18 protein-coding genes are annotated in these 24,756 nt (G+C 32.3%); 17 read left to right on the top strand and 1 reads right to left on the bottom strand.

Annotated features, from left to right (window positions below; all coding sequences use genetic code 11):
* Nucleotides 1-433: 433 nt before the first annotated feature.
* Nucleotides 434-1,219, top strand: a complete 786-nt coding sequence (locus tag AC3ITQ_RS11385; RefSeq protein ID WP_489238861.1) for a DUF5694 domain-containing protein — start codon at nt 434-436, stop codon at nt 1,217-1,219.
* 348 nt (nt 1,220-1,567) lie between these two features.
* On the opposite strand, the gene sucC is transcribed toward AC3ITQ_RS11385, so the two are convergent.
* Nucleotides 1,568-2,761: an ADP-forming succinate--CoA ligase subunit beta gene (gene sucC / locus AC3ITQ_RS11380; RefSeq protein ID WP_026986007.1), complete on the bottom strand. Its 1,194-nt coding sequence runs from the start codon at nt 2,759-2,761 to the stop codon at nt 1,568-1,570.
* Nucleotides 2,762-3,175: 414 nt separating this feature from the next.
* On the opposite strand from sucC, the gene gltB reads away from it, so the two are divergent.
* The 16 genes from gltB to AC3ITQ_RS11300 all read left to right on the top strand — a co-directional run bounded on the left by gltB (nt 3,176) and on the right by AC3ITQ_RS11300 (nt 24,655).
* Complete coding sequence (gltB, locus tag AC3ITQ_RS11375) at nt 3,176-7,693, top strand: glutamate synthase large subunit (protein WP_489238859.1); 4,518 nt, start codon at nt 3,176-3,178, stop codon at nt 7,691-7,693.
* 177 nt (nt 7,694-7,870) lie between these two features.
* Entirely contained in the window at nt 7,871-9,325 is a 1,455-nt protein-coding gene (locus AC3ITQ_RS11370; protein WP_489238857.1) for a glutamate synthase subunit beta, read from the top strand.
* Nucleotides 9,326-9,910: 585 nt separating this feature from the next.
* The gene (lysA, locus tag AC3ITQ_RS11365) at nt 9,911-11,134 is read left to right on the top strand and encodes a diaminopimelate decarboxylase (protein WP_194657692.1); all 1,224 of its coding nucleotides are present in this window, start codon (nt 9,911-9,913) and stop codon (nt 11,132-11,134) included.
* A gap of 182 nt (nt 11,135-11,316) precedes the next feature.
* Nucleotides 11,317-14,448 carry an NACHT domain-containing protein gene (locus tag AC3ITQ_RS11360; RefSeq protein WP_489238854.1) on the top strand — a complete coding sequence of 1,044 codons (3,132 nt, stop codon included), beginning with the start codon at nt 11,317-11,319 and terminating at the stop codon, nt 14,446-14,448.
* Nucleotides 14,449-14,689: 241 nt separating this feature from the next.
* A complete protein-coding gene (locus AC3ITQ_RS11355; RefSeq protein ID WP_489238852.1) occupies nt 14,690-15,079 on the top strand; it encodes a helix-turn-helix domain-containing protein in 390 nt (129 codons plus the stop codon).
* A gap of 95 nt (nt 15,080-15,174) precedes the next feature.
* Nucleotides 15,175-15,816, top strand: coding sequence for a hypothetical protein (locus AC3ITQ_RS11350; protein ID WP_489238850.1), 642 nt, complete (start codon nt 15,175-15,177; stop codon nt 15,814-15,816).
* A 330-nt stretch (nt 15,817-16,146) separates the two neighbouring features.
* Nucleotides 16,147-17,046: a helix-turn-helix domain-containing protein gene (locus tag AC3ITQ_RS11345; protein ID WP_489238848.1), complete on the top strand. Its 900-nt coding sequence runs from the start codon at nt 16,147-16,149 to the stop codon at nt 17,044-17,046.
* Nucleotides 17,047-17,110: 64 nt separating this feature from the next.
* Entirely contained in the window at nt 17,111-17,560 is a 450-nt protein-coding gene (locus AC3ITQ_RS11340; protein WP_375033308.1) for a hypothetical protein, read from the top strand.
* Between the two features lie 18 nt (nt 17,561-17,578).
* The gene (locus tag AC3ITQ_RS11335; RefSeq protein WP_489238846.1) at nt 17,579-18,067 is read left to right on the top strand and encodes a YegJ family protein; all 489 of its coding nucleotides are present in this window, start codon (nt 17,579-17,581) and stop codon (nt 18,065-18,067) included.
* Nucleotides 18,068-18,152: 85 nt separating this feature from the next.
* On the top strand, nt 18,153-18,533 hold the full coding sequence (locus AC3ITQ_RS11330; protein ID WP_489238844.1) for a hypothetical protein: 381 nt from the start codon (nt 18,153-18,155) through the stop codon (nt 18,531-18,533).
* Nucleotides 18,534-18,556: 23 nt separating this feature from the next.
* Nucleotides 18,557-18,928, top strand: coding sequence for a hypothetical protein (locus AC3ITQ_RS11325; protein ID WP_489238842.1), 372 nt, complete (start codon nt 18,557-18,559; stop codon nt 18,926-18,928).
* A 107-nt stretch (nt 18,929-19,035) separates the two neighbouring features.
* The gene (locus AC3ITQ_RS11320; RefSeq protein WP_489238840.1) at nt 19,036-19,506 is read left to right on the top strand and encodes a hypothetical protein; all 471 of its coding nucleotides are present in this window, start codon (nt 19,036-19,038) and stop codon (nt 19,504-19,506) included.
* 139 nt (nt 19,507-19,645) lie between these two features.
* Nucleotides 19,646-20,035 carry a VOC family protein gene (locus tag AC3ITQ_RS11315; protein WP_489238838.1) on the top strand — a complete coding sequence of 130 codons (390 nt, stop codon included), beginning with the start codon at nt 19,646-19,648 and terminating at the stop codon, nt 20,033-20,035.
* A 305-nt stretch (nt 20,036-20,340) separates the two neighbouring features.
* Nucleotides 20,341-21,528 (top strand): hypothetical protein, encoded by a 1,188-nt coding sequence (locus AC3ITQ_RS11310; RefSeq protein WP_489238836.1) that lies wholly within the window; start codon nt 20,341-20,343, stop codon nt 21,526-21,528.
* Between the two features lie 75 nt (nt 21,529-21,603).
* On the top strand, nt 21,604-23,325 hold the full coding sequence (locus tag AC3ITQ_RS11305; RefSeq protein ID WP_489238834.1) for an IPT/TIG domain-containing protein: 1,722 nt from the start codon (nt 21,604-21,606) through the stop codon (nt 23,323-23,325).
* Nucleotides 23,312-24,655, top strand: a complete 1,344-nt coding sequence (locus tag AC3ITQ_RS11300; RefSeq protein ID WP_489238833.1) for a hypothetical protein — start codon at nt 23,312-23,314, stop codon at nt 24,653-24,655. Before AC3ITQ_RS11305 ends, AC3ITQ_RS11300 begins: the two co-directional genes overlap by 14 nt.
* Nucleotides 24,656-24,756 lie beyond the last annotated feature (101 nt).

Here is a 24,756-nt window from a genome sequence, read left to right as displayed (position 1 = left end):
TTTTTGTTCAAAAACCAATCGCAAAAAAGGTAAAAATTTAAAAGATAAACGATAAAAATTGATAGAACAAAACTTGTATTAAAAAAGAAATACTTACTGCTGAAAACAGAATCCAATTTTCGATTACTTACTCCAATATCCCAGAGATAAAAGGTAAAAAACAGTATTAAAAAAAGAAGAATATGATAATAAAAAGGAATTTTTAGCTTCATAATATATTGTTGTTATTTCAAAAATACAACTATGACTTTACATGAATACTCTATTTATATGAAACTTCATTTTTTAATGATGAACTATGAAAAACTTTACACGTAAAATTTGAATGAAGAATTCCAAGTGTTAATCAAACGGAATACAGCGTTCATCAAAAACGGAAAAACCGCTTCTAATCTGCCTGTACATTTGCAATGAATTTAAACACAAAATCACCATGCAAAAAATTATTTTAGTACTAATGCTTATTACTTTTAATCTATCACCTGCTCAAACAAAAAAGAAACAAATAGTATTGTTTGGAAGCTTCCACTTTGAAAATCCAGGACTTGACGTTGCCAAAGTAAATACGTTTAATGTTATGACAGACAAAAGCCAGAAAGAGCTAGAAAACATTACCGATAAAATTAAACAATTTGGCCCTGATAAAATTTTTGTTGAATGGAATTATCAGAAACAAGCCAAATTGGATACGTTTTATGCTAAAAATACTGATAGCTTACTTAAGAAAGATTCAGATGAAATAGTACAAATAGCTTTAAGATCAGCTAAAAAATTAGGTCATAAAAAGTTATATGCAATTGATTATAGAGATACTGATTTTCCATATGATAGTTTGGTAAATGGAATGAAAGCTGCCAATCAGTTTGATTTAATCAAAAAGAATGAAGAAACAATGAAACATTATGAAACAGATTTCAATACAAAAATTACAAAGTATTCTTTGACCCAATTACTTTTGGACGTTAATAAACAAGATATTAGCTGGTATCTTCAAACAGCGATTAAAGGGGGGAAAACAGACAATTTTGTGGGCGCTTTTTTAGTTTCGGAATGGTACAGAAGAAATCTTTATATGTATGCTTTAATACTGAAACTTACAGAAAGTAAAGACGATAAAATAATGGTTTTATTAGGTGCTGGCCATACTGAAATGATTAGAGAATTCGTCGTGCATAATCCTGAATACGAAATTGTAGAATTGTCTACTGTTTTGAAATAGAAGAATTTAACTGCACAGCAGTGCATCTACTTCTTATTTTTAAAAAGATAATAAATAATAAAGACCACATTCAATGCTAAACCAAAATAAATTATAAAGTATTGCTCTTTCGAAATACAGGGAGGGCAGTCATTTATATCTTGGCAAGGTTCACAGAAAGGCCTAAAATACCAATACAAAAATGATAAAAATAAATCAATGAGTAATAATTTGAAAAAACAATTTCTAATTATTTTATTTATTTGGCTGATTTGTACTGATTTCATATATAAATTCTTTACTGTTAAAAACTAAAAAAATCCCTCCAATTTCTCGGAGGGATTTCTATATAATTGATTTCTTATTTGATTAAGAAAGTGCAGCTTTAACTTGATCAGCAGCTTCTTGAAACTGAACAGCTGATAAGATTGGCATACCAGAATTGTCAATTAATTCTTTTGCAATTTCAGCATTTGTTCCTTGCAAACGAACGATAATTGGCACCTTAATAGCATCACCCATATTTTTGTAAGCGTCAACAACTCCTTGTGCTACACGGTCACAACGAACGATTCCACCAAAAATATTGATCAAAATTGCTTTTACGTTTGGATCTTTTAAGATAATACGGAAAGCAGTTTCAACACGTTTTGCATCAGCAGTTCCACCAACATCTAAGAAGTTAGCAGGCTCAAAACCAGCATATTTAATTAAATCCATAGTTGCCATTGCAAGACCAGCTCCGTTTACCATACATCCTACAGTACCGTCAAGATCTACATAGTTCAAACCTACTTCTTTAGCTTCAACTTCGATTGGATTCTCCTCACGGATATCTCTCATTTCAGCATATTTTGGTTGTCTGTATAAAGCATTATCATCGATATTTACTTTAGCATCAACAGCCATAATTTTGTTATCAGATGTTTTCAAAACCGGGTTGATTTCAAACATAGAAGCATCAGAACCAATGTAAGCATTGTATAATGAATCAATGAATTTAACCATTTCTTTGAAAGCATTTCCAGAAAGACCTAAGTTAAAGGCAATTCTTCTTGCCTGAAAACCTTGTAATCCAACAGTAGGATCAACTTCTTCAGTAAAAATTAAGTGCGGAGTGTGCTCAGCAACTTCTTCGATATCCATTCCACCTTCAGTAGAATACATAATCATGTTACGTCCTGTAGCTCTATTCAATAAAACAGAAACATAAAACTCAGAAGTTTCACTTTCACCAGGATAGTATACATCTTCAGCAACTAAAACTTTGTTTACTTTTTTACCTTCAGCAGAAGTTTGAGGTGTGATCAATTGCATTCCGATAATTTGTCCTGCAATTTCTTCAACTTGTTGAAGATTTTTAGCCAACTTAACTCCACCACCTTTTCCACGTCCACCTGCGTGAATTTGTGCTTTTATTACGTGCCATCCTGTACCAGTTTCGGCAGTTAATTGTTTTGCAGCAGCCACAGCTTCAACTGCATTATTAGCCACAATTCCGCGTTGAATGCGTACTCCGTAGCTAGCTAAAATTTCTTTTCCTTGATATTCGTGTATGTTCATAATATAGAATTTGTCTGGTTCTGAATTTATTTCAGAATAAAAGTGCGACAAAAGTAGCAAAATTCAACTTAATAGTAAAATCTTTTTCAATTAAAAATGAGTCTATTTGAGATTCCTATATATTTATTTTCGAAAGCAAATAAATAGTTAAACAATTGCTTTGTTAATGTTAACAGAAAATCACTATATCGTTTGATATTTAACAAAAATATCAACGAATACAATACCTTACCGCGGATTTTTCCTAATATAATTTAAAACATATTGTCATTTTATCATTTAGCAATGGTTTAAATAAAATTATTATCATTTAAGAATCGTTTTTCTAATATTACAACAAAAATGTAAGCCAAATTACAATTTCACTACATTATGTTTAACGAAATCTTTATTTTTGTAGAAAAAATATCAAGAATGAAAGTTAAAGAACAAGGGCTTTATTTGCCTGAATTTGAACACGACAATTGTGGTGCAGGATTTATTTGTAATTTGAATGGTATTAAATCTAACGATATTATTCACAAAGCATTGGACATCTTAATAAAATTGGAACATCGTGGTGCAGTTAGTTCTGATGGAAGAACTGGAGACGGAGCTGGAATTTTATTCGACATCCCACATAACTTTTTCAAAAAAGTATGTGACTTTGAAATCCCTGAAACACGTGAGTATGCAGTAGGAATGGTTTTTTTACCAAAAAGCAAAAACCAGGTTTCTTTTTGTATTAACACTTTTGAAGCAACTATTAAAGATCAGAACTTAAAGATCTTAGGTTGGAGAGATGTACCTGTTGAAGTAGAAAATTTAGGGCAGATTGCCGCAGAAAAAGAACCAACAGTTAAACAGGTTTTTGTTAGCAAAAACGGTCAGGATTTAACTGAAAATGAATTTAATGCAAAACTTTTTGCAGCTAGAAAAATTGCTGAACACGCTATTAGAGGCTCTAAAACCTCTGAAAGCCATATGTTCTATTTCTCTAGTTTATCGACAACTACCATAATATATAAAGGTCTATTGATGCCGGAAGACATCAGCCGTTATTATGTTGACTTAAAAGATCCAGATTTAGTGACTCGTTTGGCGTTAGTTCACCAACGTTTCTCTACCAATACTTTCCCTTCTTGGGAATTAGCTCAACCATTTAGATACATGTGTCATAATGGTGAGATCAACACACTTCGTGGAAACGTAAGCCGTATGCGTGCTCGTGAAGAGCTTATGCAAAGCAAAGTTTTTGGCGATGATATCAAAAAATTATTCCCAATTATCTTAGAAGGAAAATCAGATTCTGCTTCTATGGATATGGTGGTTGAACTTTTACTAATGACAGGTCGTTCATTGCCTGAAGCGATGATGATGGTTGTTCCTGAAGCTTGGGAAAAACACCAGACAATGTCTCCTGAAAAAAGAGCTTTCTACGAGTTTAACGCTTGTATCATGGAGCCTTGGGATGGTCCTGCTTCTATTCCGTTTACAGATGGTAATGTTATTGGAGCCTTATTAGACAGAAACGGTTTACGTCCTTCTCGTTATACATTAACAAAAAGCGGTTTCGTAATCATGTCATCAGAAATTGGTGTATTGGATATCGATCCGGAAGACGTAATTCAGCACGGTCGTTTAGAGCCAGGAAAAATGTTCCTGGTTGATATGAACGAAGGTCGTATTATCGAAGACGAAGAAGTTAAAAAAGCGATAGTTACAAAACGTCCTTACCAGGAATGGTTAGATGCTAATTTATTGCCTTTATCTAAGGTTCCTTACACAAATAACCCTACTCCGGTTGAGAAATTAGATTTCGTAACAAGACAAAAATTATTTGGTTATACTATTGAAGATTTAAAAACAATCATCAACCCAATGGGAGGCCAGGGAGCTGAAGCTATCAGTTCTATGGGTAACGATACGCCTTTGGCCGTGTTGTCAGATCAGCCTCAATTGTTGTATAACTATTTCAAACAATTATTTGCTCAGGTTACCAACCCTCCTTTGGATGGTATTCGTGAGGAAATCATTACTGATATCAGTTTAGCAGTTGGTGGAGATTTCAATATTTTTGAAATTGAATCTAAACAATGTAAAAAACTAAAAATTCAAAATCCGGTTATCTCTAACGAGGATTTGGATAAAATCAGAAACATTGATCACGCAGATTTTAAATCGGCTACTATTTCTACTTTATATAAAATAGAAAAAGGAGTTAACGGTTTAGAGCGCGCTCTTGAAAAATGTGTTCAGGCAACTTTTAAAGCTGTTTCTGAAGGATGCAACATTATTATCTTATCAGATAGAGGTGTAAGCGAAGAATTAGCGCCAATTCCTATGTTATTGGCTTGTTCTTACATTCACCACTCTTTGAACATTTTACAGGTTCGTTCTAAATTCGGAATCATAATCGAATCTGCAGAACCTCGTGAACCGCATCATTTTGCTTTATTATTCGGATACGGTGCAAGTGCGATTAATCCATACATGGTAAACGAAATCATTCACGATCAGGTTGCACAAGGATTTATTACGGGAGTAAAAGCAGATTACGCTGTTGTAAACTACAATAAAGCGATTGCAAAAGGAATCGTTAAAATCATGAATAAAATTGGTATCTCTACTTTACATTCATACAGAGCTGCTCAAATTTTCGAGATTTTAGGTTTAAACAAAACATTTACATCTAAATATTTCCCTTACACACCTTCAAGAATTGAAGGAATTGGTTTGATGGAAGTTGAAAAAGAAGTAAAAAAACGTTTCCAAAAAGCCTTCCCAAATTCAAAAGTAGCGAACTTGCTTTCTTTAGAAATTGGAGGTATTTACAGATGGAGACGTGGTGGAGAAAAACACATGTTCAATCCAACTACTATTGCAAAATTACAACAGGCCGTTCGTTTGAACAGCCCGGAAAGTTATAAAGAATACTCTAATATGGTTAATGAGCAAAGCTCTAACTTAATGACTATTAGAGGTATGTTTGAATTCAACAATTTAGATCCTATTTCTATTGATGAAGTAGAACCTTGGACCGAAATTGTGAAAAAATTCAAAACGGGCGCTATGTCTTACGGATCTATCAGTAGAGAAGCACACGAGAATTTAGCGATTGCAATGAACAGAATTGGCGGAAAAAGTAATTCTGGAGAAGGTGGAGAAGATCCAAAACGTTTCCAGAAAGAAATCAACGGAGATTCAAGAAACAGTGCGATTAAGCAAGTTGCTTCTGGACGTTTTGGTGTTTCGATCAACTATTTGACAAACGCTAAAGAGATTCAGATTAAAATGGCTCAAGGGGCAAAACCTGGTGAAGGTGGTCAGCTTCCTGGAGAAAAAGTGGTGCCTTGGATTGCTGAAACAAGAAACTCTACACCTTATGTAGGTTTGATTTCGCCTCCTCCTCACCACGATATTTACTCTATTGAGGATTTATCTCAGTTGATTTTCGACTTAAAAAATGCGAATCGTGAAGCGCGTGTAAATGTAAAATTAGTTTCTGAAGTTGGAGTTGGAACAATTGCTGCCGGTGTTGCCAAAGCAAAAGCGGACGTTATCCTTATTTCAGGTTATGATGGAGGAACTGGTGCTGCACCATTAACATCCTTACAACACACTGGAATTCCGTGGGAACTTGGTTTAGCTGAAGCACAACAAACTTTGATCTTAAATGATTTAAGAAGCCGTGTAGTTCTTGAATGCGACGGACAATTAAAAACAGGTCGTGACGTAGCTATTGCTGCATTGTTAGGAGCTGAAGAATTTGGTTTTGCTACTGCTCCGCTTGTGGCTTCCGGATGTATTATGATGAGAGCTTGTCACTTAAATACTTGCCCAGTTGGTATTGCAACTCAAGATCCTGAATTGAGAAAAAATTTCAAAGGAACTCCAGAGCATGTTATCAACTTCATGTATTTCATTGCTGAAGAGTTAAGAGAAATCATGGCACAATTAGGTTTCAGAACTTTGAAAGAAATGGTAGGTCAGTCACAAAAATTAAATGTGAACAAAGCCATTAAACATTATAAAGCAAATGGTTTAGACTTGTCATCAATTCTATACAAACCGGAAAAAGCGAAAACAGAACCAAATCACAATACAACTACACAGGATCACCAACTTGAAAATGTATTGGATTTTGATATCATTAAAGAAGCTATTCCGTCTATTTATAGAAAAGAAAAAACAAGAGTAACCTTTAAAATTAAAAATACAGACCGTTCTGTAGGTGCTATTTTGAGTAATGAAATCTCAAAAATCTATGGCGCACAAGGTTTACCTGAAGACACTATTTTAGTTGATTTTGAAGGTTCTGCCGGACAAAGTTTTGGTGCTTTTGCAACAAACGGATTGTCATTTAAAATTCACGGAAACTGTAATGATTATTTAGGAAAAGGTCTTTCTGGAGGAAAACTAATTGTAAAAGTACCTCCTACTGCCACCTTCAAACCTGAAGACAACATCATTATTGGAAATGTTGCCCTTTACGGAGCTATTACCGGAGAGGCTTATATTAATGGAATGGCCGGAGAGCGTTTTTGTGTGAGAAATTCTGGAGCAACTGCGGTTGTTGAAGGAATTGGAGATCACGGATGCGAGTACATGACCGGTGGTACGGTGGTTGTTTTAGGAAAAACAGGAAGAAACTTCGCAGCTGGTATGAGCGGTGGTGTTGCTTATGTTTATGATCCAGCTAAAAAATTCGATTTAACTGTATGTAACATGGAAATGGTTGCATTTGATCCAATCGAAGCTGAGGACATTACAAAACTAAGACGATTGATCAAAAACCACTCATTGTACACCAGCAGTCCATTAGCAAAAAGAATTTTAGCAGACTGGGAAAATGAGCAGAAACATTTCGTAAAAGTGATGCCAACTGATTACAAAAAAGCATTACAACGAATTGCAGAAGAGAAAAAAATAGAAGAATTAATAGCTGGATAAATGATTTTAGAATTCAGATTTTTGATTTTAGATTACTGAATTTAACCTAAAAGCTTTGCGAACTTAAAACTCGCAAAGCAAAAATAAAGCCTCGCGCTCTTTGCGGTTAAAAAATTGGAATTTGGAATTTTTAAAATTGGAATTTAAATACATCATTTAATTTTAATTAAAAATGTCATGGGTAAAATAGGCGGATTTAAAGAATATAACAGAGCCGACGAAAGTAATGTAGCAGTTGCAGAACGTGTTTCGAACTACAACGAATTTACTATTCCGTTATCTGAAGAAAAGAAAAAAGAACAAGGTTCAAGATGTATGGATTGTGGTATTCCTTTTTGCCACAGTGCTTGTCCGTTAGGAAATTTAATTCCTGACTTCAACGACATGGTGCATCAGGAAGAATGGCAAGGTGCTTTAGAGATTTTACAATCTACTAACAACTTTCCTGAATTTACAGGTCGCTTATGCCCTGCTCCATGTGAGAAATCATGTGTATTAGGAATCATCAAAGAACCGGTTGCTATCGAAAACATCGAGAAAAACATCATCGAAAGAGGTTTTACTGAAGGATGGATCAAACCACAAGCACCAAAAACAAGAACTGGAAAAACGGTTGCCGTTATTGGTTCAGGTCCTGCAGGTTTAGCAGCAGCTCAACAATTAAACAGAGCGGGTCACACTGTAACTGTTTTTGAAAGAGACAATGCAATTGGAGGTTTATTGCGTTACGGGATTCCGAATTTCAAATTAGAAAAAGGAATCATCGACAGACGTGTAGCTATTCTTGAAGCAGAAGGAATCACTTTCAAAACTAACGTAAATGTTGGAGTGAACTTTAGTGTTGAAGAACTAAATTCTTTTGATTCTATCGTATTATGCGGTGGAGCAACAGAAAGAAGAAGTTTACCAACGAAAGGAATCGAAAGCAAAGGCGTTGTTCAGGCAATGGATTTCTTAACACAACAAACGAAAGTTTTATACGGAGAATCAATTCCTGATCAGGTAATGGCAACTGGAAAAGACGTAATCGTAATTGGTGGTGGAGATACAGGTTCAGATTGTATCGGGACATCAAACAGACACGGTGCAAAATCAGTAACTAACTTTGAGATTTTACCAAAACCTCCGGTTGGAAGAAGCGAATCAACGCCTTGGCCTTTCTGGCCTTTGCAGTTGAAAACGTCATCTTCTCACGAAGAAGGCTGCGACAGAAACTGGTTAATCAATACTAAAGAATTCTTAGCTAACGAAAAAGGAGAATTAGTTGGATTAAAAACAGTTGAAGTACAATGGAAAATGACTCCTGGTCAGCGTCCTGAATTAATCGAAAAAGAAGGTTCAGAGAAAATCTGGCCGTGCGATTTAGCTTTATTGGCTTTAGGATTTACAGGTCCTGAGAAAACTTTAAGCGAGCAATTAGGTCTTGAAGTTGATATGAGAAGCAACTATAAAGCAAAAAATTATCAAACGAATGTTCCTCACATTTTCACTGCTGGTGATATGAGAAGAGGACAATCGTTAATTGTATGGGCTATTTCAGAAGGTCGCGAAGCAGCAAGAGAAGTAGATTTGTTCTTAATGGGCTCTACTAACTTGCCAACCAAAGGAAACGGAGATTTACCGAGTTTATAGTTTTGAAGGTTCTAAGTTGCTAAGGTATTGAGGGACTAAGGTTTTCTCTCTCGCTTCTGCATCTTAAAAAATTAAAAATTATCAGTTAGTCTTTATTCCGATAAACAACATTACTACTAACAAACCCTTGAATTTACATTCAGGGGTTTTGTTTTTTTGCCACAGATTATTTTTTTCGTCACTCATTCACGAATTATTCTAATTTCTTTTCTGGCTGTTTTCTATTTCAAAACATAGCCCGTGGTTTCAACCACTGGGACATAATATATGATTACGTCTAATCTGCAACGTTTCCCGTGGTTAAAACCACGGGCTATGTTTTATGCATTTTTCGGAAATTCAAAATAAAATTCGCGAAAATTCGTGTACTTCGTGGCAAAAAAATCTACGCTAATCTTTTAATCTGTGGCAAAAACTTAGTACCTTAGAATCTTAGCTTCTCAGAACCTTAAAAAATTTTATAAAAATTCAAAATAAAGCACTTTTTGTTCAAAAACAAACAATTTGTTACAATTTGTTATTTTTCTACAAAAAATTTGTCGTTACTCAAAAGTGTAATAACTTTGCCCAAAATAGTTTATAAAAATGCAAGCAAAAGATTTACTGCAGTTAGCAGACCAATTTGGAAGTCCATTATATGTTTATGATGCCGAAAAAATCCAATCACAGTACAACAGGTTAACTAAAGCTTTCTCTAAGGTAGAAAACTTAAGAGTTAATTATGCCATGAAGGCACTGTCTAACGTTGCGATTCTTCAGTTATTAAAGAACATGGGGTCTGGGTTAGATACTGTATCAATTCAAGAAGTTTTATTAGGACTTCATGCTGGCTATGATCCTGACAAAATTTTCTTTACACCAAACGGAGTTTCTTTGGAAGAAATCGAAGAAGTTGCCGCAATGGGTGTTCAAATCAATATTGATAATTTATCTATCCTGGAGCAATTCGGGACAAAATATCCTCAAATTCCGGTATGTATCCGTATCAATCCGCACGTAATGGCGGGTGGAAATGCTAACATTTCTGTTGGACATATCGATAGTAAATTCGGAATCTCGGTACATCAAATACCGCACATTTTACGAATTGTAGAGAATACAAAAATGAGTATTGTTGGAATTCACATGCACACAGGATCTGATATTTTAGATATCGAAGTATTCTTGTATGCTGCTGAAATCTTGTTTGATACAGCAAAACACTTCAAAGATTTAGAATTTTTAGATTTCGGAAGCGGATTCAAAGTGCCTTACAAAAAAGACGATATCGAAACAGATATTGAAGAATTAGGTAAAAAATTATCAAAAAGATTCAATGCATTCTGTGCTGAATATGGAAGAGATTTAACGTTGATTTTCGAACCAGGGAAATTTTTGGTGAGCGAAGCCGGTCATTTCTTAGTAAAAGTAAACGTAGTAAAACAAACAACTTCAACCGTTTTTGCCGGAGTTGATAGTGGTTTCAACCACTTAATTCGTCCAATGTTGTACGGATCTTCACACCATATTGAAAACATCTCAAATCCAAAAGGAAAAGAGCGTTTTTACTCTGTGGTAGGATACATTTGCGAAACTGATACTTTTGCCAACAACCGCAAAATTTCGGAAATTACTGAAGGTGATATTTTAGCTTTCAGAAACGCCGGAGCATATTGTTTCTCAATGTCTTCGAACTACAATTCAAGATACAAACCAGCTGAAGTTTTATGGAAAGACGGAAAAGGAATCTTAATTCGTCAACACGAAACATTCGAAGATTTACTTAAAAATCAAATTCCGTTGCCACAAGAAATTGCTGCAACAGTTTAAAATAAAAAAAAAGAGAATATCTAGTTAATCCCGTTTCTTAATTGAGGCGGGATTTTTTTTTTAAATAAGTTGATTAAAAAAGAAATCTATCCTTGTTATTTATCAAATTTTATAAAAAAAGAAACAAGAAATATATTAATAAAAACACTATTTTTAACTAGATCAAAAATTATGAAAATCGTATGAAGAAACAAGTTGAAAATATTTCTAAACTTTTACCAGATTTTGCAAAAAATGCATTTGGTTATATTAAAAATCATTTTGATGAAAATGCCCAAGAATTATTTGAAAATGCAAATGGTACTGCAGCCATTGTTATTAAAATTTTTGCTCAACCCTTAATCGATAAATATTTTGAAAATAAGACAGAAAAAAAATTAGACAATTTTGGTTTTGAAACTTATATCAAGGCAAGTTTAGTTCAAGCAAATGAATCTATTGATATAATTAAAGACAATATAAATAATGAGCTTTCACCTAAAATAGTTTTTGATATTATTAGTACCGTCATTCAAGATGAAATTAAAATTTTTGATCCAACGCAATCAATATTAATTTTTCAACCGCTTTATCATCCAGCTATTATATTTGTAAAAAACAATTACAAACGAATTCTACAAGATCTACAGGTTAATCCTGAATATATTGAAAAATTTATTAAGCACTATAATAGCAATATCGAAGAAACTATTGTTAAAGTATTTGCAAATGATTATGATGAACATTTAAAAAGAACTGCCTCACATAGAGTAAAAGACAATGAAGCACATATTTTGTATGAAACTATTCAAGGTGGAAAAATAGGATTTAAAGATTCTGAGAATTTAAAATATGAAACTACTTATGCTTCTTGGAAAAGTGTTGGGAGTTTTCGTAATAGTTCTGAATTATTAATTGACGATGAAAAATATGAAGAATATGAAAATAAATTAAAATCCGTAGAAGATTTAATATCTGAATTTTTCAATCGTAATCCTGAAAATAATCTTGAAGATATATTATTTATTGTAGCAGATTTCGGAAAAGGAAAATCTGTATTTATGAAACATTATGCAGCACAACTTGCAAAACAATATTTAGAAAAATCAGAGGGCTACTTTCCAATTTACTTTAATTTACGTAACTATTCAAAATATTCAACTGATTCAAAATTAGGTGTGATAAGTGATTTTTTGGAAACTAATTATAGTATAAAAATTGACGATGAATATTTTGAGAAAAAAAAATATCTCTTTTTAATTGATTCATTAGATGAAAGTGGTGAATTAAATAAAAGATCAATTGACAAGGTAATAAATTCAGTTAAAAACATTCAAGGAATAAACAAATCAAAATATAAAACTAACCGCATCGTTATTACTTCTAGACCATTTGACGAGGGGTTTAGTAATCATTTATTGGACCATAACCCCTTAACTATTAAGAATAAGGAAAAAAGAGATGTCCCGCAATACATTAATATACATGGCTTTAAAAAAATACAATTTAATAATTGGCTTTTTGAAACATTAGAAAATTATTCAGATATTATAAATTTAAATACTACTGGTATAGCAAAACAAATCGTTAACGCCATAAAACAAAATAAGCGAATAGACATATATGAAGAATTATTAAAAAATGAAACATTATCAAGAAGCGAATTACGCCGACCAATATTTGCTTATATGATATACCAACTTATTATAAATAAAGTAGATTTTATAGAAGTTGGAAAATTAGGAGTTTATCTTTCTTTTTTAAATTTGCTTACTAAAGAAGCAAAACATATTCATGATTCAGAATATCAAGTTAATCTTTCTGAAGAACTTGAGTTTCGAAATATACTTCATGCTACTTCAACCTTATGGGTCTATCAAAGACAGAGAGGAAAACAAGGAATGCTGAAAAAAGCGGATATATGCCGTGTCTTAGAAGGAAAACCATTAAGTGAAATTGACAATGAAGTTATAGAAAGTTTTAAAGGCAAAGGATTTACCGAAATACAATTTCTATCACATTCATATTTCGGAGAAAACAATAATATTCTTCATTTTCAGCATCAATCATTTGCAGAAATTCTTTTAGCGGAATATTATTTAAAAATATTTATAAAATATGCTTTAGATGAAGATGCTGACATTGAAGAAGCTCGTGCAAGATTAGTTATAGGAGAACCAACAGAACAAACAATTTTATTCTTAAAAGAACTTCTAGATTTACTAAGGGAAACTTCTGTCAAATCAAAAGAACTAGTTATAATTGAAAAAAGAAAATTACTTTTTCCATTAATGGCTTCATTATCTATTAGAAAACACAATAAATTGTTTTCTAATTATTTACATTTTTCATGGTTTAATAAATATAATTTAGGAGAGAACCAAGTTGAATATCCTAAAGAAGCCTTAGAAGAATGGTGTATAAGTTATCAAGAAATTGAAAAAATTATTAATTATGCTTCTATCATACTAAATTCAAAAACTTTTTATTTGCCAATCCAAGGAAATGTCAAAACTGCATTGTATGATTCTGAAGTTTTTGAGGTAACAAATTACAATAAAACCAACATAATGCATAGTTTTGACAAATGGATATCTTTACTTGTCGGTAATCGCTTATTTAATTCGTTTGAAGACAACGAAAACCCGCTACTCTTTAACTCCCAATACAAGATTAATTTTCATCAATTATTTGATATGATTCGAAGTTGGAATTATGCTTTTAACGAGCCATGTCCATATTGGGGTACAGAACTATTTCAAGGAATCGATATGAATGAAAATGAAAATCAATTAGACATATCTCATGGAGATTTTGATAGTATAAACTTTTCGTATTCAACTTTTAGAAATTTACGCTCTTGGGGTGGAAACTGGAGCAGATCTATATTAAATTATTGTAGCTTTTATGATGTTCAATTAATTACTTGCTGGTTCTTAGGAACAAAAATTCGAGAAATTCGAGATATCAAAAATCTACAAATGATAAATTGTCAAGCCACGACAAATGGCTTTGTACTTCTTGACGGCTTAAGAACTCAAGACTTAGAAATGAAAAGAAGTTATTCTGATGCTCTTAGATATCCTTATCAACCTTACATTGAATCTTTTGATGTGTATGAAGATAAGGCATTTGAGACATGTAGAGGGTTTATGATATATGGCTTAAAAACTTCATTTTTCTCGATTTTGTTTTTAAAAAAGTTATTTAAATTTGATAGTGAACAAACCAAAAGAGAGTTCTTTAAGCAAATAGATACTCTTAAAGGGTATGAAGTAAAAACGAGTAGAGTTAGAAAAAACACTAAAAAAATTCCTAATAATCTCGATATCTAGGCTTTACGACATAGCAAAAAGTGAATCAATTTATTAAGATAGCAAAAAACTATTTTTCTCATCGTTCTGTAAACAAATTACAAATCCGTGCTATGAATGCTTAAAAACATATATAACAAATTATTCTATCAGAAAAATCATATATTTGTTTCTACATAAAACAACTAAATAGTATCTTATCAAAAAACTATGTTTTTTAATAAGCACTATTTTTTTTAAGATTTTTAAATACCTTTGAAATATGAGCACAGAGACAAAACCAAAACATATTGGCCGAAACATCAGCCGAATCAGAGAACTTCGAGGTATGAAGCAGGAAGCACTTGCGCAGGCAATTGGTACAAACCAACAAGCTATTTCTGGTATTGAAGGAAGCGAAACTATTGACGAAACGAAACTTGCTAATATTGCAGAAGCACTTGGCGTTACGGTAGAAGCTATTAAAAGTTTTTCAGAAGAAAATGTGTTTAATTATTTTAATACTTTTAATGAATCTGTTACAGGAAGTTTTATAACTAATAATTCTTGTAATTTCAATCCTCTTGATAAAGTTGTGGAACTTTACGAACGTTTGGTTCAGGCTGAAAAAGACAAAAATGAATATTTAGAAAAATTACTAAAAGGAAAATAATTCCTTCGAAATATAAATTTTACAGAAGCACAAATATCTTTTTATTTTGTGCTTTTTTTATAAACTAAAAAAAATCCAGCCCAAATTTTAAACCTATGAAATTAAATCTACTTACACTTTTTTTTGTCTTATCATCAAGCTTTATTTACTCTCAAAAAACAAACAAAATAATTCTAGACCCAAAAATAAAAGCATTGGCTCTTGAAAATATAAACACAACAAACGACAGAACATTGTACGCAACAGATTCAGTTTATGGAACAGTTTATAAAGGAAAAAATATGGTAGAAGACACTATATTTTACGATCATTCAAAAAATGATTTTACTAAAAAAGATTTCATGTGCAATCATTATTACAAAAATGACACACTCATTATTAAAGGTGGATTTGGCACTCGATTTCAAAGATATGGTTTCGTTGCCAAAGTATTTCCAAACAAAACTGCAGAAGTAAGATTACGTATGTTTTGGGGTTATCCATCCTATTTTACAAGCAGAGATCAAGTAGATGCAAAAAGTGAAATACTTGTTTACACAAGAACATCAAAACTTGTTCTCAATAGATTACCCAATAACAAATCTGATCGAAAACATATTTATGGCAGCGTCGATTTTTTAAGCGAAGATTATTTTGTTGAAATGAAAAACAAAAAAACTGGAGAACTTTATAAAGAAAAAAATACAATGGAATATAAGATTTATTTTGACAGCAGATATTTAAAAGATGACGAATAACATCCTTGTCTTGTCCTGAAAAAATAAACTTCTAATCTAGCCCCGATGGGAGCGATATCCTTTTTTTGGCTTCTTTAGCCAGAAAAAGATTTAGCGGACAGCGGGACGGGTCGTTCTTTTGAAAATGAAACTTCTGCTACTAAAAATTCACCACAACATTTAAAATAAAAACCTATTTTAGCTTCGTAAATCCCACATTTAAACAAAAAACTACCAAAGGTTGTCAATAACAACTATAAGTAGCGCAATAACAACTATTGGTAGCTGACTTTATTTGCGAACAAGCTATGGGGCACTATAGCTTTGCAGTATCAAATAAAAAATATAATTATGATGCTAAATTCAAAATCAGTAGGCAATAAAATTGCTACAGCAAGAAAGAAAATGAACCTTTCGCAAGCAGACCTTGCAAAACAGGTTTCAATTAGTTCTCAAGCGGTTGGTAAATGGGAAAGAGGCGAGTCAATGCCGGATATTTCTACATTAAACAGACTTGCCGAAATTTTGGGCGTAGACCTAAACTATTTTTCGGAAACATTCAAATCTAACGTTTCAGAAAGCCAATTTGAAACAACCCAAAAACAAACTGCAGAAATTTCAACAACAAAAATTAAGACTAATTCAGGTTTAAGCTGGAATATGTCGTCAGGAAATTGGGTTGACGCTGACTTTTCGGGGCTCAATAACCTTAAAGACAAATTCAGCACTTCAAATATGAAGAACTGTAAATTAATCGATTCTGACTTGTCGAACTTAATACTTAAATCCAACAATATTGTAGGTTGCGATTTTTCTAATTCGGATTTGAGAAATAGTAAAATTCAGACTTCTAACGTACAAAACAATCAATTTGTTGAATGTTTACTCATAGACACGGAATTTTCGTCGAGTGAAATTAAAAACTGTAATTTTTCAAAGGCGAATTTTTCAGGAGTTGAATTAAAGACATCAGATTTTAAAAGTTGTATCCTGGAGAATGCGGTTTGGAACCTGTCGTCATTTAAACTATCCAGTATTTCTAATGTGATTTTTAATGGTACAATAGAAGAATGTTCTTTTGATAACTGCTCTTTTTCAAAAGTAACTTTTAAGAATGCAACCCTTATCAATACTTTTTTTAAAGGTAAGTTAAAAGGCATTCAATTTATTGACTGTCATGCTGACCGAATAACTTATGAATTCCTTAAAAACGGAAAAGCTAACCTGACAGGATTAACTTTATTAACATAGTGCCATCAAAATATAGAAGAAATAAAAAACTATTTTAACTTAGCCAAATTAAACCCCAAAACCAATGAAAATTACGATTCCCCTGTCGGCATTATTCCTGTTACTTACTACTACTCTATTCAGCCAGACTATTGCTGATTTAAAACTAAAACCTAAAGAAATTCCGAAAAGCTATTTCTTAAGCGACGGTCAGATTTGCGTGACGAATCAGGCTTGCAATTTTTATACTGATATTACTACTTACAGCAATATTATTGGCGTTGTAAAAAGCAAAGAAATTCAGAGTTTTAAAAGTAAAGCAGATAGCGGTTCTATTATGTACATTGAATTTGAAAACAGATTTAAGGGTGATAAGTTTCTGCAAGGATTGTTATGGGGAAAAGACGGTCAGCCCACTGACGAGCATCCGGAAGAATATCTTGCAAAAGGGAAATTTCTGATTATCTGGAGTTTTCATCCGGATAGTACTATTAAGGAAAAATCTGAAGCTAAAATTGATGCGATTTTGCAGTAAAATAACCTCTCAATTAAAATGAAAATAAAGATCCTATTATTGTTGATGGCGCTTTGCTTTGTAAGCTGCAAAAAATCAGATAAAGTTGAAAGAGAAAATCAACCTGATATTTATGGTGTTCAAGAGACTGACAAAGAAATGAATGAAGCAATAGAAAAAGCCAATAAAACTTTAGCTGATTTCAATTCTGCTTTGCTCAACCCAAAAATTGAGGTCAAAGCATTGAAAGTTAAATTTCAAAATGAAACTGATGTTGAACATATTTGGATAAATGACGTTAAGTTGATTGATGGTAAATATTCAGGAATTTTAGACAATGAACCTGAATATATTAAAGACCATAAAATTGGAGACACAATTAATGTTGACACCAAAGATATTAGCGATTGGATGTTTATTGAAAACGGAAAGTTATTTGGTGGTTACACAATAAAAGTACTACGTAATCAAATGTCTGACAGTGAAAGAAAGCAATTTGATGCTGAAAGCGGAATGCAGATTGATTAAAAATAGTAAAATCTAAAAAATAGAAATAAATTTGGAAATCCTTTCCTTTCTCAGCGATTCTTTTTGGGACCTTTTTCTTGTCATTATGGGATTTCTAGCTATGGTTCTGGGAATTGACACTTATAAAAAAGAAAAAAAACTTCATGAAATCGGTATTAAAACTATTGCAAAAGTTGTCGCTTTTAGTGATGAAGAAACTTCAGATGGTGTAAAAGTTACCGTACCTGTTTTCGAATTTAATGACAGTTTCAATAATAAAATTCGGGTAAAAGGGGTCAGCAATTCTATTTGCAAGATTAATGAAACTACGGTTGTTTACTATGACCCTAAAAATCCTGAAACTGAATTCTACTTTTCAAAAAAAGATTTTTTAGTAAAATATCTTTTCTTTTTCGCGGGTTTATTTTTTCTGATTTTAGGTTTTGTATATTTATGCAATCATTTCATAGCATTCAATTCTAAATAAGAGGAACTTAAAAAACATAAAAAATGAAACCACAAATCCGCATCTTAATCTACTCTATACTATTCTTTTTATATCTTTCTTCAACGCCCCTTTTATTAACCTTAGGCGAAAAATTAAAAACAGATCCTTTTATCACTTTAGGTTGTGGTTTTGCATTTTTGAACCTTATTTATGCTTTCTTTGCTTTAAAATGGAATGTTTTACTTAATATAATCTGTTCTCTTGCTATTGCCGTTTTCGCCTTATTCTTAGCTTTGAAATTTACGAATTTGCATCTGTTTTTAAATTATGATCCGTATCAGGTTAAAACAGCAATATTGGCCAATGCGGTTTTCTCTATCATACTTTGGGAAATTGTTTACCAGTTGAAAATTAGAATACATACTGCACGTTAGACGCACTGCTGTGGTCTTTAAATTGGACAAAAAGACTGTCTCAACTTCATCACAATATAGTACCTAAAATTATTTTTATCCAATTAATCTTCAAATCAAAATTTTAAATGAAACACAAATTTCTACAAACAATTAAACAAACTTTATTATTTTCATCTTTTATATTAATAAGCTCTTGTGGATTAAAATCTATTCCTTCTGAATATACTTTTGTAAAAACTAATTTTGAGAAAGTTGATTTAGACAAACTCGGAAACGGTAAAGTTTTGGTTTATAATGGCGCTGATATTATGCATAAAATAGATAATACTTCGAGATTAAACATCTGGATTGATGATAAACCATTAGGTCAATTGAGAGCGAGTGAATATGTTATTATTGATCTTAAAAATGGTAAATATAAATTTAAGGCACTACATCTTGATATGGTAAACATGAGAAGTACAGATGAAGTGGAAATTACTGAAATCACAAAAGTTATCAAAATCAAACCTAATCTTACCTCTAATAAATTGACGGTAACGAATGAATTACCGAAGAATTTTGAAAAATTCAAATACGCTGAGAATAGAAAATAGCTTTATTTTTGAGCCACAATAGACGAAGTGTATAGCAGCGCATACCCTTTTTATATGTTTTAATTTAAAATTCGTAAATTTATTATACGACTATTATTTAATAGTGGGAATTAAGTTTTAATTTTTTAAAATGAATCTTATGAAAACTAAAAAAATATGGGCTAATTTGGCAGTAGAAGACTTAGCACGAACTACCAAATTTTATAGCGAATTGGGTTTTAAACCAAATGGCACAAACGAAGAACTGACTAGTTTTTGTTTTGGAGATGATAATTTTATAATTCATTTTTTTATAAAAGAGCGTTTTAAATGGGCGGTAAATGATGAAGCAGCCGATCTACAAAAAGGTAATGAAATTATATTTTCGCTTTCGGCTGAAAGTGTAGATGAAGTGCATCAACGATTGCTGGCTGTTAAAAATGCCGGTGGAAGAATTTTTGCTGAACCTCAAAGTTTTGAAAAAGGTTATTTCTTTGGATTTTCGGATCCTGATGGGCATAAATTTAATGTTTTGTATTGGCCGAAATAATATAAAATCATAGCAAGGTGTTTTGATAAGATTACTTTTTTCTTCGCAAAGTGATGCCAATTTTCCTTGTGAAATACTAAATTTCTACTCTAGCCCCGATGGGAGGGAAAATCTTTTTGTGTCCGCCGTAGCGGACACAAAAAATTGGAAGGAACAGCGGGACGGGTCGTTCTTATGAAAAGGAAAATTTCTGCTTCTAAAAATTAAAATCGGAAATATAATACCAGTCGTTTTTCATTCAAAAAAAGGTGTAATACAATTTCAAAACCAATATATTTACGCCTTCAAATCAACAGGTCTTAAGAATGAAAAAAATTACCCTTTTCTTTTCAATATTATTTTTAACGCTTTCTTCTTGTGGCGTAAAAACCACGCAATCGTTAATTAGCGATGGAAATTATGATGCCGCAATTGATAAAGCTGTAGAGGCTTTAAAAACTAAAAAAGAGTCTAAAGGGAAACAGGATTATGTGTATTTGCTGGAAGAAGCGTTTGCAAAAGCGAAAGACAGGGATTTACGTGATCTGGATTTATTGACAAAAGAAGCTAATCCGGCGAATGCGGAACGTGTTTATAATACGTATTTGCAATTGAATAATCGTCAGGAGAAAATTAGGCCTTTACTGCCTTTGCCACTACTTAAGCAAGGAAAAAATGCTTCTTTTGCATTTGACAATTACTCAGATCAAATTGTGAAGAGCAAAATTGCATTGTCAAAATATTTATATGGAAATGCTACGGCACTTTTAAAATCGAATAACAAACTGGATTTTAGAAAAGCCTATGATGATTTACTTTATTTGGAAAGCATTAATCCGGGATATCAGAACACTAAAAAACTGATGGAAGATGCACAATTTAAAGGAACTGATTTTGTAGATGTTTATGCTAAAAATCAAACCAATATGGTGATTCCGAAACAGCTTCAGGATGATTTACTGGATATTAAGACTTACGGATTAAACGACAAATGGACGGTTTACCATAGTGCCAGACAAAAAAATGTAAAGTACGATTATAGTCTGATTGTGAATTTTGTACAGATAAACATCTCTCCTGAACAAATTAAAGAAAAAGAATTCATCAAAGAAAGACAAGTTAAAGATGGCGTAAAAACGCTTTTGGACAGCAGAGGAAAACCTGTGAAAGATAGTTTGGGCAAGGAAATAAAAGTGGATAATTACAGAACGCTTCGTGCGAATATATACGAGTTTAGACAATTTAAATCGTGTCAGGTAACGGCAAAGGTGGATTATGTAGACAGCAAGACAAATGCATTGGTTCAATCGTTCCCGATAACAAGCGAATTTATTTTTGAGAATATTTATTCGACTTACAAAGGCGATAAAAACGCATGGGACGATAGCTACGGAACGTATTTTACAAAACGTGCAGTTCCGTTTCCGAATAATGAGCAAATGATTTATGATACGGGTGAAGATTTAAAAGCAAGACTTAAAGATATTATTGTCAAGAACAGGTTTAGAAGCTAAATACCATTTTTAAAATATTGTGAATTAACTAGCTGTTACAAGCATTTATTATTGTCAAAATACCACTATAAATTTATGAGAATTAGTAAAAACAAAGTTGTTATACTATTTATTTTATTTGCTTTTTTATTCAATTCCTGCAACAATACAGAGGATCCGCAATATGTTCCTCCAACATTGGTTGCTTTCCCGGAAAGTGGGTTATTAGGTCAGCCAATTTCAATCGAGCTTGAGAATTTTGAAGTTGACAAATTGCAAGTCTTTTTTGACATGGAAAAAGCAACAATTGAAGGAAGTTCTAAAACCGGAATTACTGTAATTGTTCCGCGAACCATTAAAAGAAGTAATCCAACGTTAAAAATTATCGACCTTAACGAAAATAAGACTATTTTCGAAAAGACCTTCTTATTAAAAAAACCGATTATCTCCAGCTATAGTAGTGAAAGCGTTACTTTTAATGAAACACTTACTATTTACGGCGAAAATTTTGACGTTGACAAAGATTTTATCTCTGTTTTTGTAAATAATGAAAAAGCGGTAATTGTAAACAATGATTACAACAAAATCGAAATACAAATTCCGACCAAAATCACAAAAGCCAATCTAGAAGTAAAAATTAAATCGCAATTACAGGAAACAACTTCACCAGTAGCTTTAGCTTTAAAAGCTCCGATTATTAAGAGTATTCGCAATAGCGGTGTTTGGCTACAGGCCTATTTGTACATAAATGTTGAGAATTTTAATCCGGATAGTACGTTAGGAGAATTATTTATTAATGGTGTTCCTAGTAACTTTTTTACGGTTAATGGTAAAACCGTAGAGGTTATTATGCCTCCAGGGCCTTATAAGGATTTTAAAATCACCAATATCACTTACAAAACAGCAGGATTAACTACTAGTTATGACTATGATGTAAAAATACTCAACGATTTTATAATGGTTGATCATATTGATAATGCGGGCATTGATCATACCATATTTACTCATAACAATAAAGCATACGCTCTTAAATACATTATGAATGATTCTAATGATTCGGCAAATCGTACCTACTCTTTTCTTGAATTTTCTCCAGTAACAGAAAAATGGACTGAATTATCTTCTTTTAAATATAACGGTTTCATTGCTGATGCCGTATACGATGGCGAAGATACCGTTTATTTGTATAGATTGTCAGTAGCAAGCCAAACCTATAGCATGACAAAACTGAATATGAATACATTCAAAGAAACTCCGGTAGCGCTTCCAAGCAATAAAATTCAAGGCCCAATGCTTTTTGCTTATCAGGACAATCTTTATTTGTTAAGCGGTTTAAATAATGACCAGGTCAACACAACTGTTCGCACTCAAAAATACAAGTATTCTAAAAATAATAATACATGGACTGAACTGGCTAGTTCAGCTTTCTCTCCTATTCCACTTGTAGCCAATGGAAGTTCCGGTAAATGTAAATACATCTTCAACGGAGGTAATCTTTATCTCTCCGATGGCATTAATTACAGAACTTTCAAAATTACTCCTAATCTTGCCGTGACCGTTAATCCTAATCATTATCGTTTGTTTCTTGATTATGGCAATAGCATTATTGTAAAAGATGTAAACTACAGGTCATTGTTTATAAATATGGAAACCGATAAATCTGTAACCTTAGATATGGACAGTTTATTTGGTTACAGTGAACATTTTTTCACCCTCAATAATCAAATTTACTATCTACGAAACAGTTGGTCTGTTTATTACCAAAATACATTATATACGCAAAAACTAAGAAAAGAAATCTTAAATGGAATACTTTAAAAAATATGCAGCATTTATCATCTTAAGCTTAGTTTTCTTTGGATGCTCTGCTGATGAAGAACCACAGAAACCATTAGAACTTACAATCACCAATTTTGAAACTTCCTATAATGAAGTAAAAATTGACTGGAAGCTTCAAAGACCGGACGGTGTTATTATTGACAATTTGACGATATACCGCATAGAAAAAAACGGCGAATCTGAATTTTACCAGGAAAAGATGATAGCAAATCTGCCTTCAAATGAAACCTCGTTTGTTGACACCGAGGTTCCATACAAAGATGAAGTTTCCTATTCTGTTCGAATTTTATATAGAGACGAACGAGAAAAAGAGGTTAGCTACAATAACGAAATGAAAAGCGAGCCAAAAAAATTCATTCGCGAAATTGTAAAATTCGATCGGGTTCCCTTTCAGGTTCAAAAAGATCCTCTTCAACCTAATATTTTTCACATTTTAAATAAAGAACGCACCGGTTCTTTAATGAAATATAATGGTGCAAAAAATAGTATTGAGCATACAACAACATTTGAAAATGGCTTTAACCTAAATAATAAATTTCATATTGTAAATAGTAACGAAATTTACATTGCTGACACGCAAGGTAAAATATACAAAATCAATGCTAATAGCTACGAAACAATAGACTCTTATTCGGCATTAGTTACAGATAATTTGAATTCATTTTCGGTTTCAGGAAATCGTATTTACTATCAGGATGATGAAGATTGGTGCATTTATGATACTTCTAAAAGAACATCCACAAAAACTGGATATCTTAGTAATTCTGACTATTCAGAATATATGGGCAACGACAAAACCTTACTTCTATTTTGCCAAAGTGAACAATATGGTTCTATGGGATTTGTAGGTTATACTCCCGCAAATTGTCCCGGTTTCATGGATTGCTCTCCTGTCACTTACTACTACACACCTTTTCCTGTCAAACCCAATTCGATCGATGCCAACATTTTTTCCTGGAATGCTGACAAATCAAAATGCATTTCTTCGATTAATGGCTGCGTTTTTAATACTAATACGTTAAAACCGGAAATAAGATTAAACGATATTACCGGCAAACATTATTTTCAATATGTTTTTGATACTGATAATAATATTTATGCCACTTTACAAGGCGAAAAAAAGATTCATAAATTCAACTCCGAATACAAACTAGTCGAAGTTATTGATACAAAATTATACCCCTTATTTCCATTACTTACTACCGATGGGCTAAAAGTTATAGGAAGTTACGAACCAGTTTCTTACTGGAGTTTTGGATATGGTTATAATTTTGACTTTAATGTAAAATGTGCAATTGAGACATTTTAGACAATTTCCCTATTGTTTTGAAACGACCACATAATATGTTTAATGCATAACCAAAAAATTTAAAAGACACCTTTCTATGTGTCTTTTTTTATTGTAATTCA

It is taken from the genome of Flavobacterium sp. KH_001, from assembly GCF_057840745.1.
Note: the sequence above shows the minus strand (reverse complement) of the source record. Positions and strands in the feature narration are given on the sequence as shown.

Excerpts from the sequence above, each read along its gene's own strand:
- AC3ITQ_RS11385 (WP_489238861.1), top strand. The coding sequence starts at position 434 with ATGCAAAAAATTATTTTAGTACTAATGCTTATTACTTTTAATCTATCA.
- sucC (WP_026986007.1), bottom strand. The coding sequence starts at position 2,761 with ATGAACATACACGAATATCAAGGAAAAGAAATTTTAGCTAGCTACGGA.
- gltB (WP_489238859.1), top strand. The coding sequence starts at position 3,176 with ATGAAAGTTAAAGAACAAGGGCTTTATTTGCCTGAATTTGAACACGAC.
- AC3ITQ_RS11370 (WP_489238857.1), top strand. The coding sequence starts at position 7,871 with ATGGGTAAAATAGGCGGATTTAAAGAATATAACAGAGCCGACGAAAGT.
- lysA (WP_194657692.1), top strand. The coding sequence starts at position 9,911 with ATGCAAGCAAAAGATTTACTGCAGTTAGCAGACCAATTTGGAAGTCCA.
- AC3ITQ_RS11360 (WP_489238854.1), top strand. The coding sequence starts at position 11,317 with ATGAAGAAACAAGTTGAAAATATTTCTAAACTTTTACCAGATTTTGCA.
- AC3ITQ_RS11355 (WP_489238852.1), top strand. The coding sequence starts at position 14,690 with ATGAGCACAGAGACAAAACCAAAACATATTGGCCGAAACATCAGCCGA.
- AC3ITQ_RS11350 (WP_489238850.1), top strand. The coding sequence starts at position 15,175 with ATGAAATTAAATCTACTTACACTTTTTTTTGTCTTATCATCAAGCTTT.
- AC3ITQ_RS11345 (WP_489238848.1), top strand. The coding sequence starts at position 16,147 with ATGATGCTAAATTCAAAATCAGTAGGCAATAAAATTGCTACAGCAAGA.
- AC3ITQ_RS11340 (WP_375033308.1), top strand. The coding sequence starts at position 17,111 with ATGAAAATTACGATTCCCCTGTCGGCATTATTCCTGTTACTTACTACT.
- AC3ITQ_RS11335 (WP_489238846.1), top strand. The coding sequence starts at position 17,579 with ATGAAAATAAAGATCCTATTATTGTTGATGGCGCTTTGCTTTGTAAGC.
- AC3ITQ_RS11330 (WP_489238844.1), top strand. The coding sequence starts at position 18,153 with ATGGGATTTCTAGCTATGGTTCTGGGAATTGACACTTATAAAAAAGAA.
- AC3ITQ_RS11325 (WP_489238842.1), top strand. The coding sequence starts at position 18,557 with ATGAAACCACAAATCCGCATCTTAATCTACTCTATACTATTCTTTTTA.
- AC3ITQ_RS11320 (WP_489238840.1), top strand. The coding sequence starts at position 19,036 with ATGAAACACAAATTTCTACAAACAATTAAACAAACTTTATTATTTTCA.
- AC3ITQ_RS11315 (WP_489238838.1), top strand. The coding sequence starts at position 19,646 with ATGAAAACTAAAAAAATATGGGCTAATTTGGCAGTAGAAGACTTAGCA.
- AC3ITQ_RS11310 (WP_489238836.1), top strand. The coding sequence starts at position 20,341 with ATGAAAAAAATTACCCTTTTCTTTTCAATATTATTTTTAACGCTTTCT.
- AC3ITQ_RS11305 (WP_489238834.1), top strand. The coding sequence starts at position 21,604 with ATGAGAATTAGTAAAAACAAAGTTGTTATACTATTTATTTTATTTGCT.
- AC3ITQ_RS11300 (WP_489238833.1), top strand. The coding sequence starts at position 23,312 with ATGGAATACTTTAAAAAATATGCAGCATTTATCATCTTAAGCTTAGTT.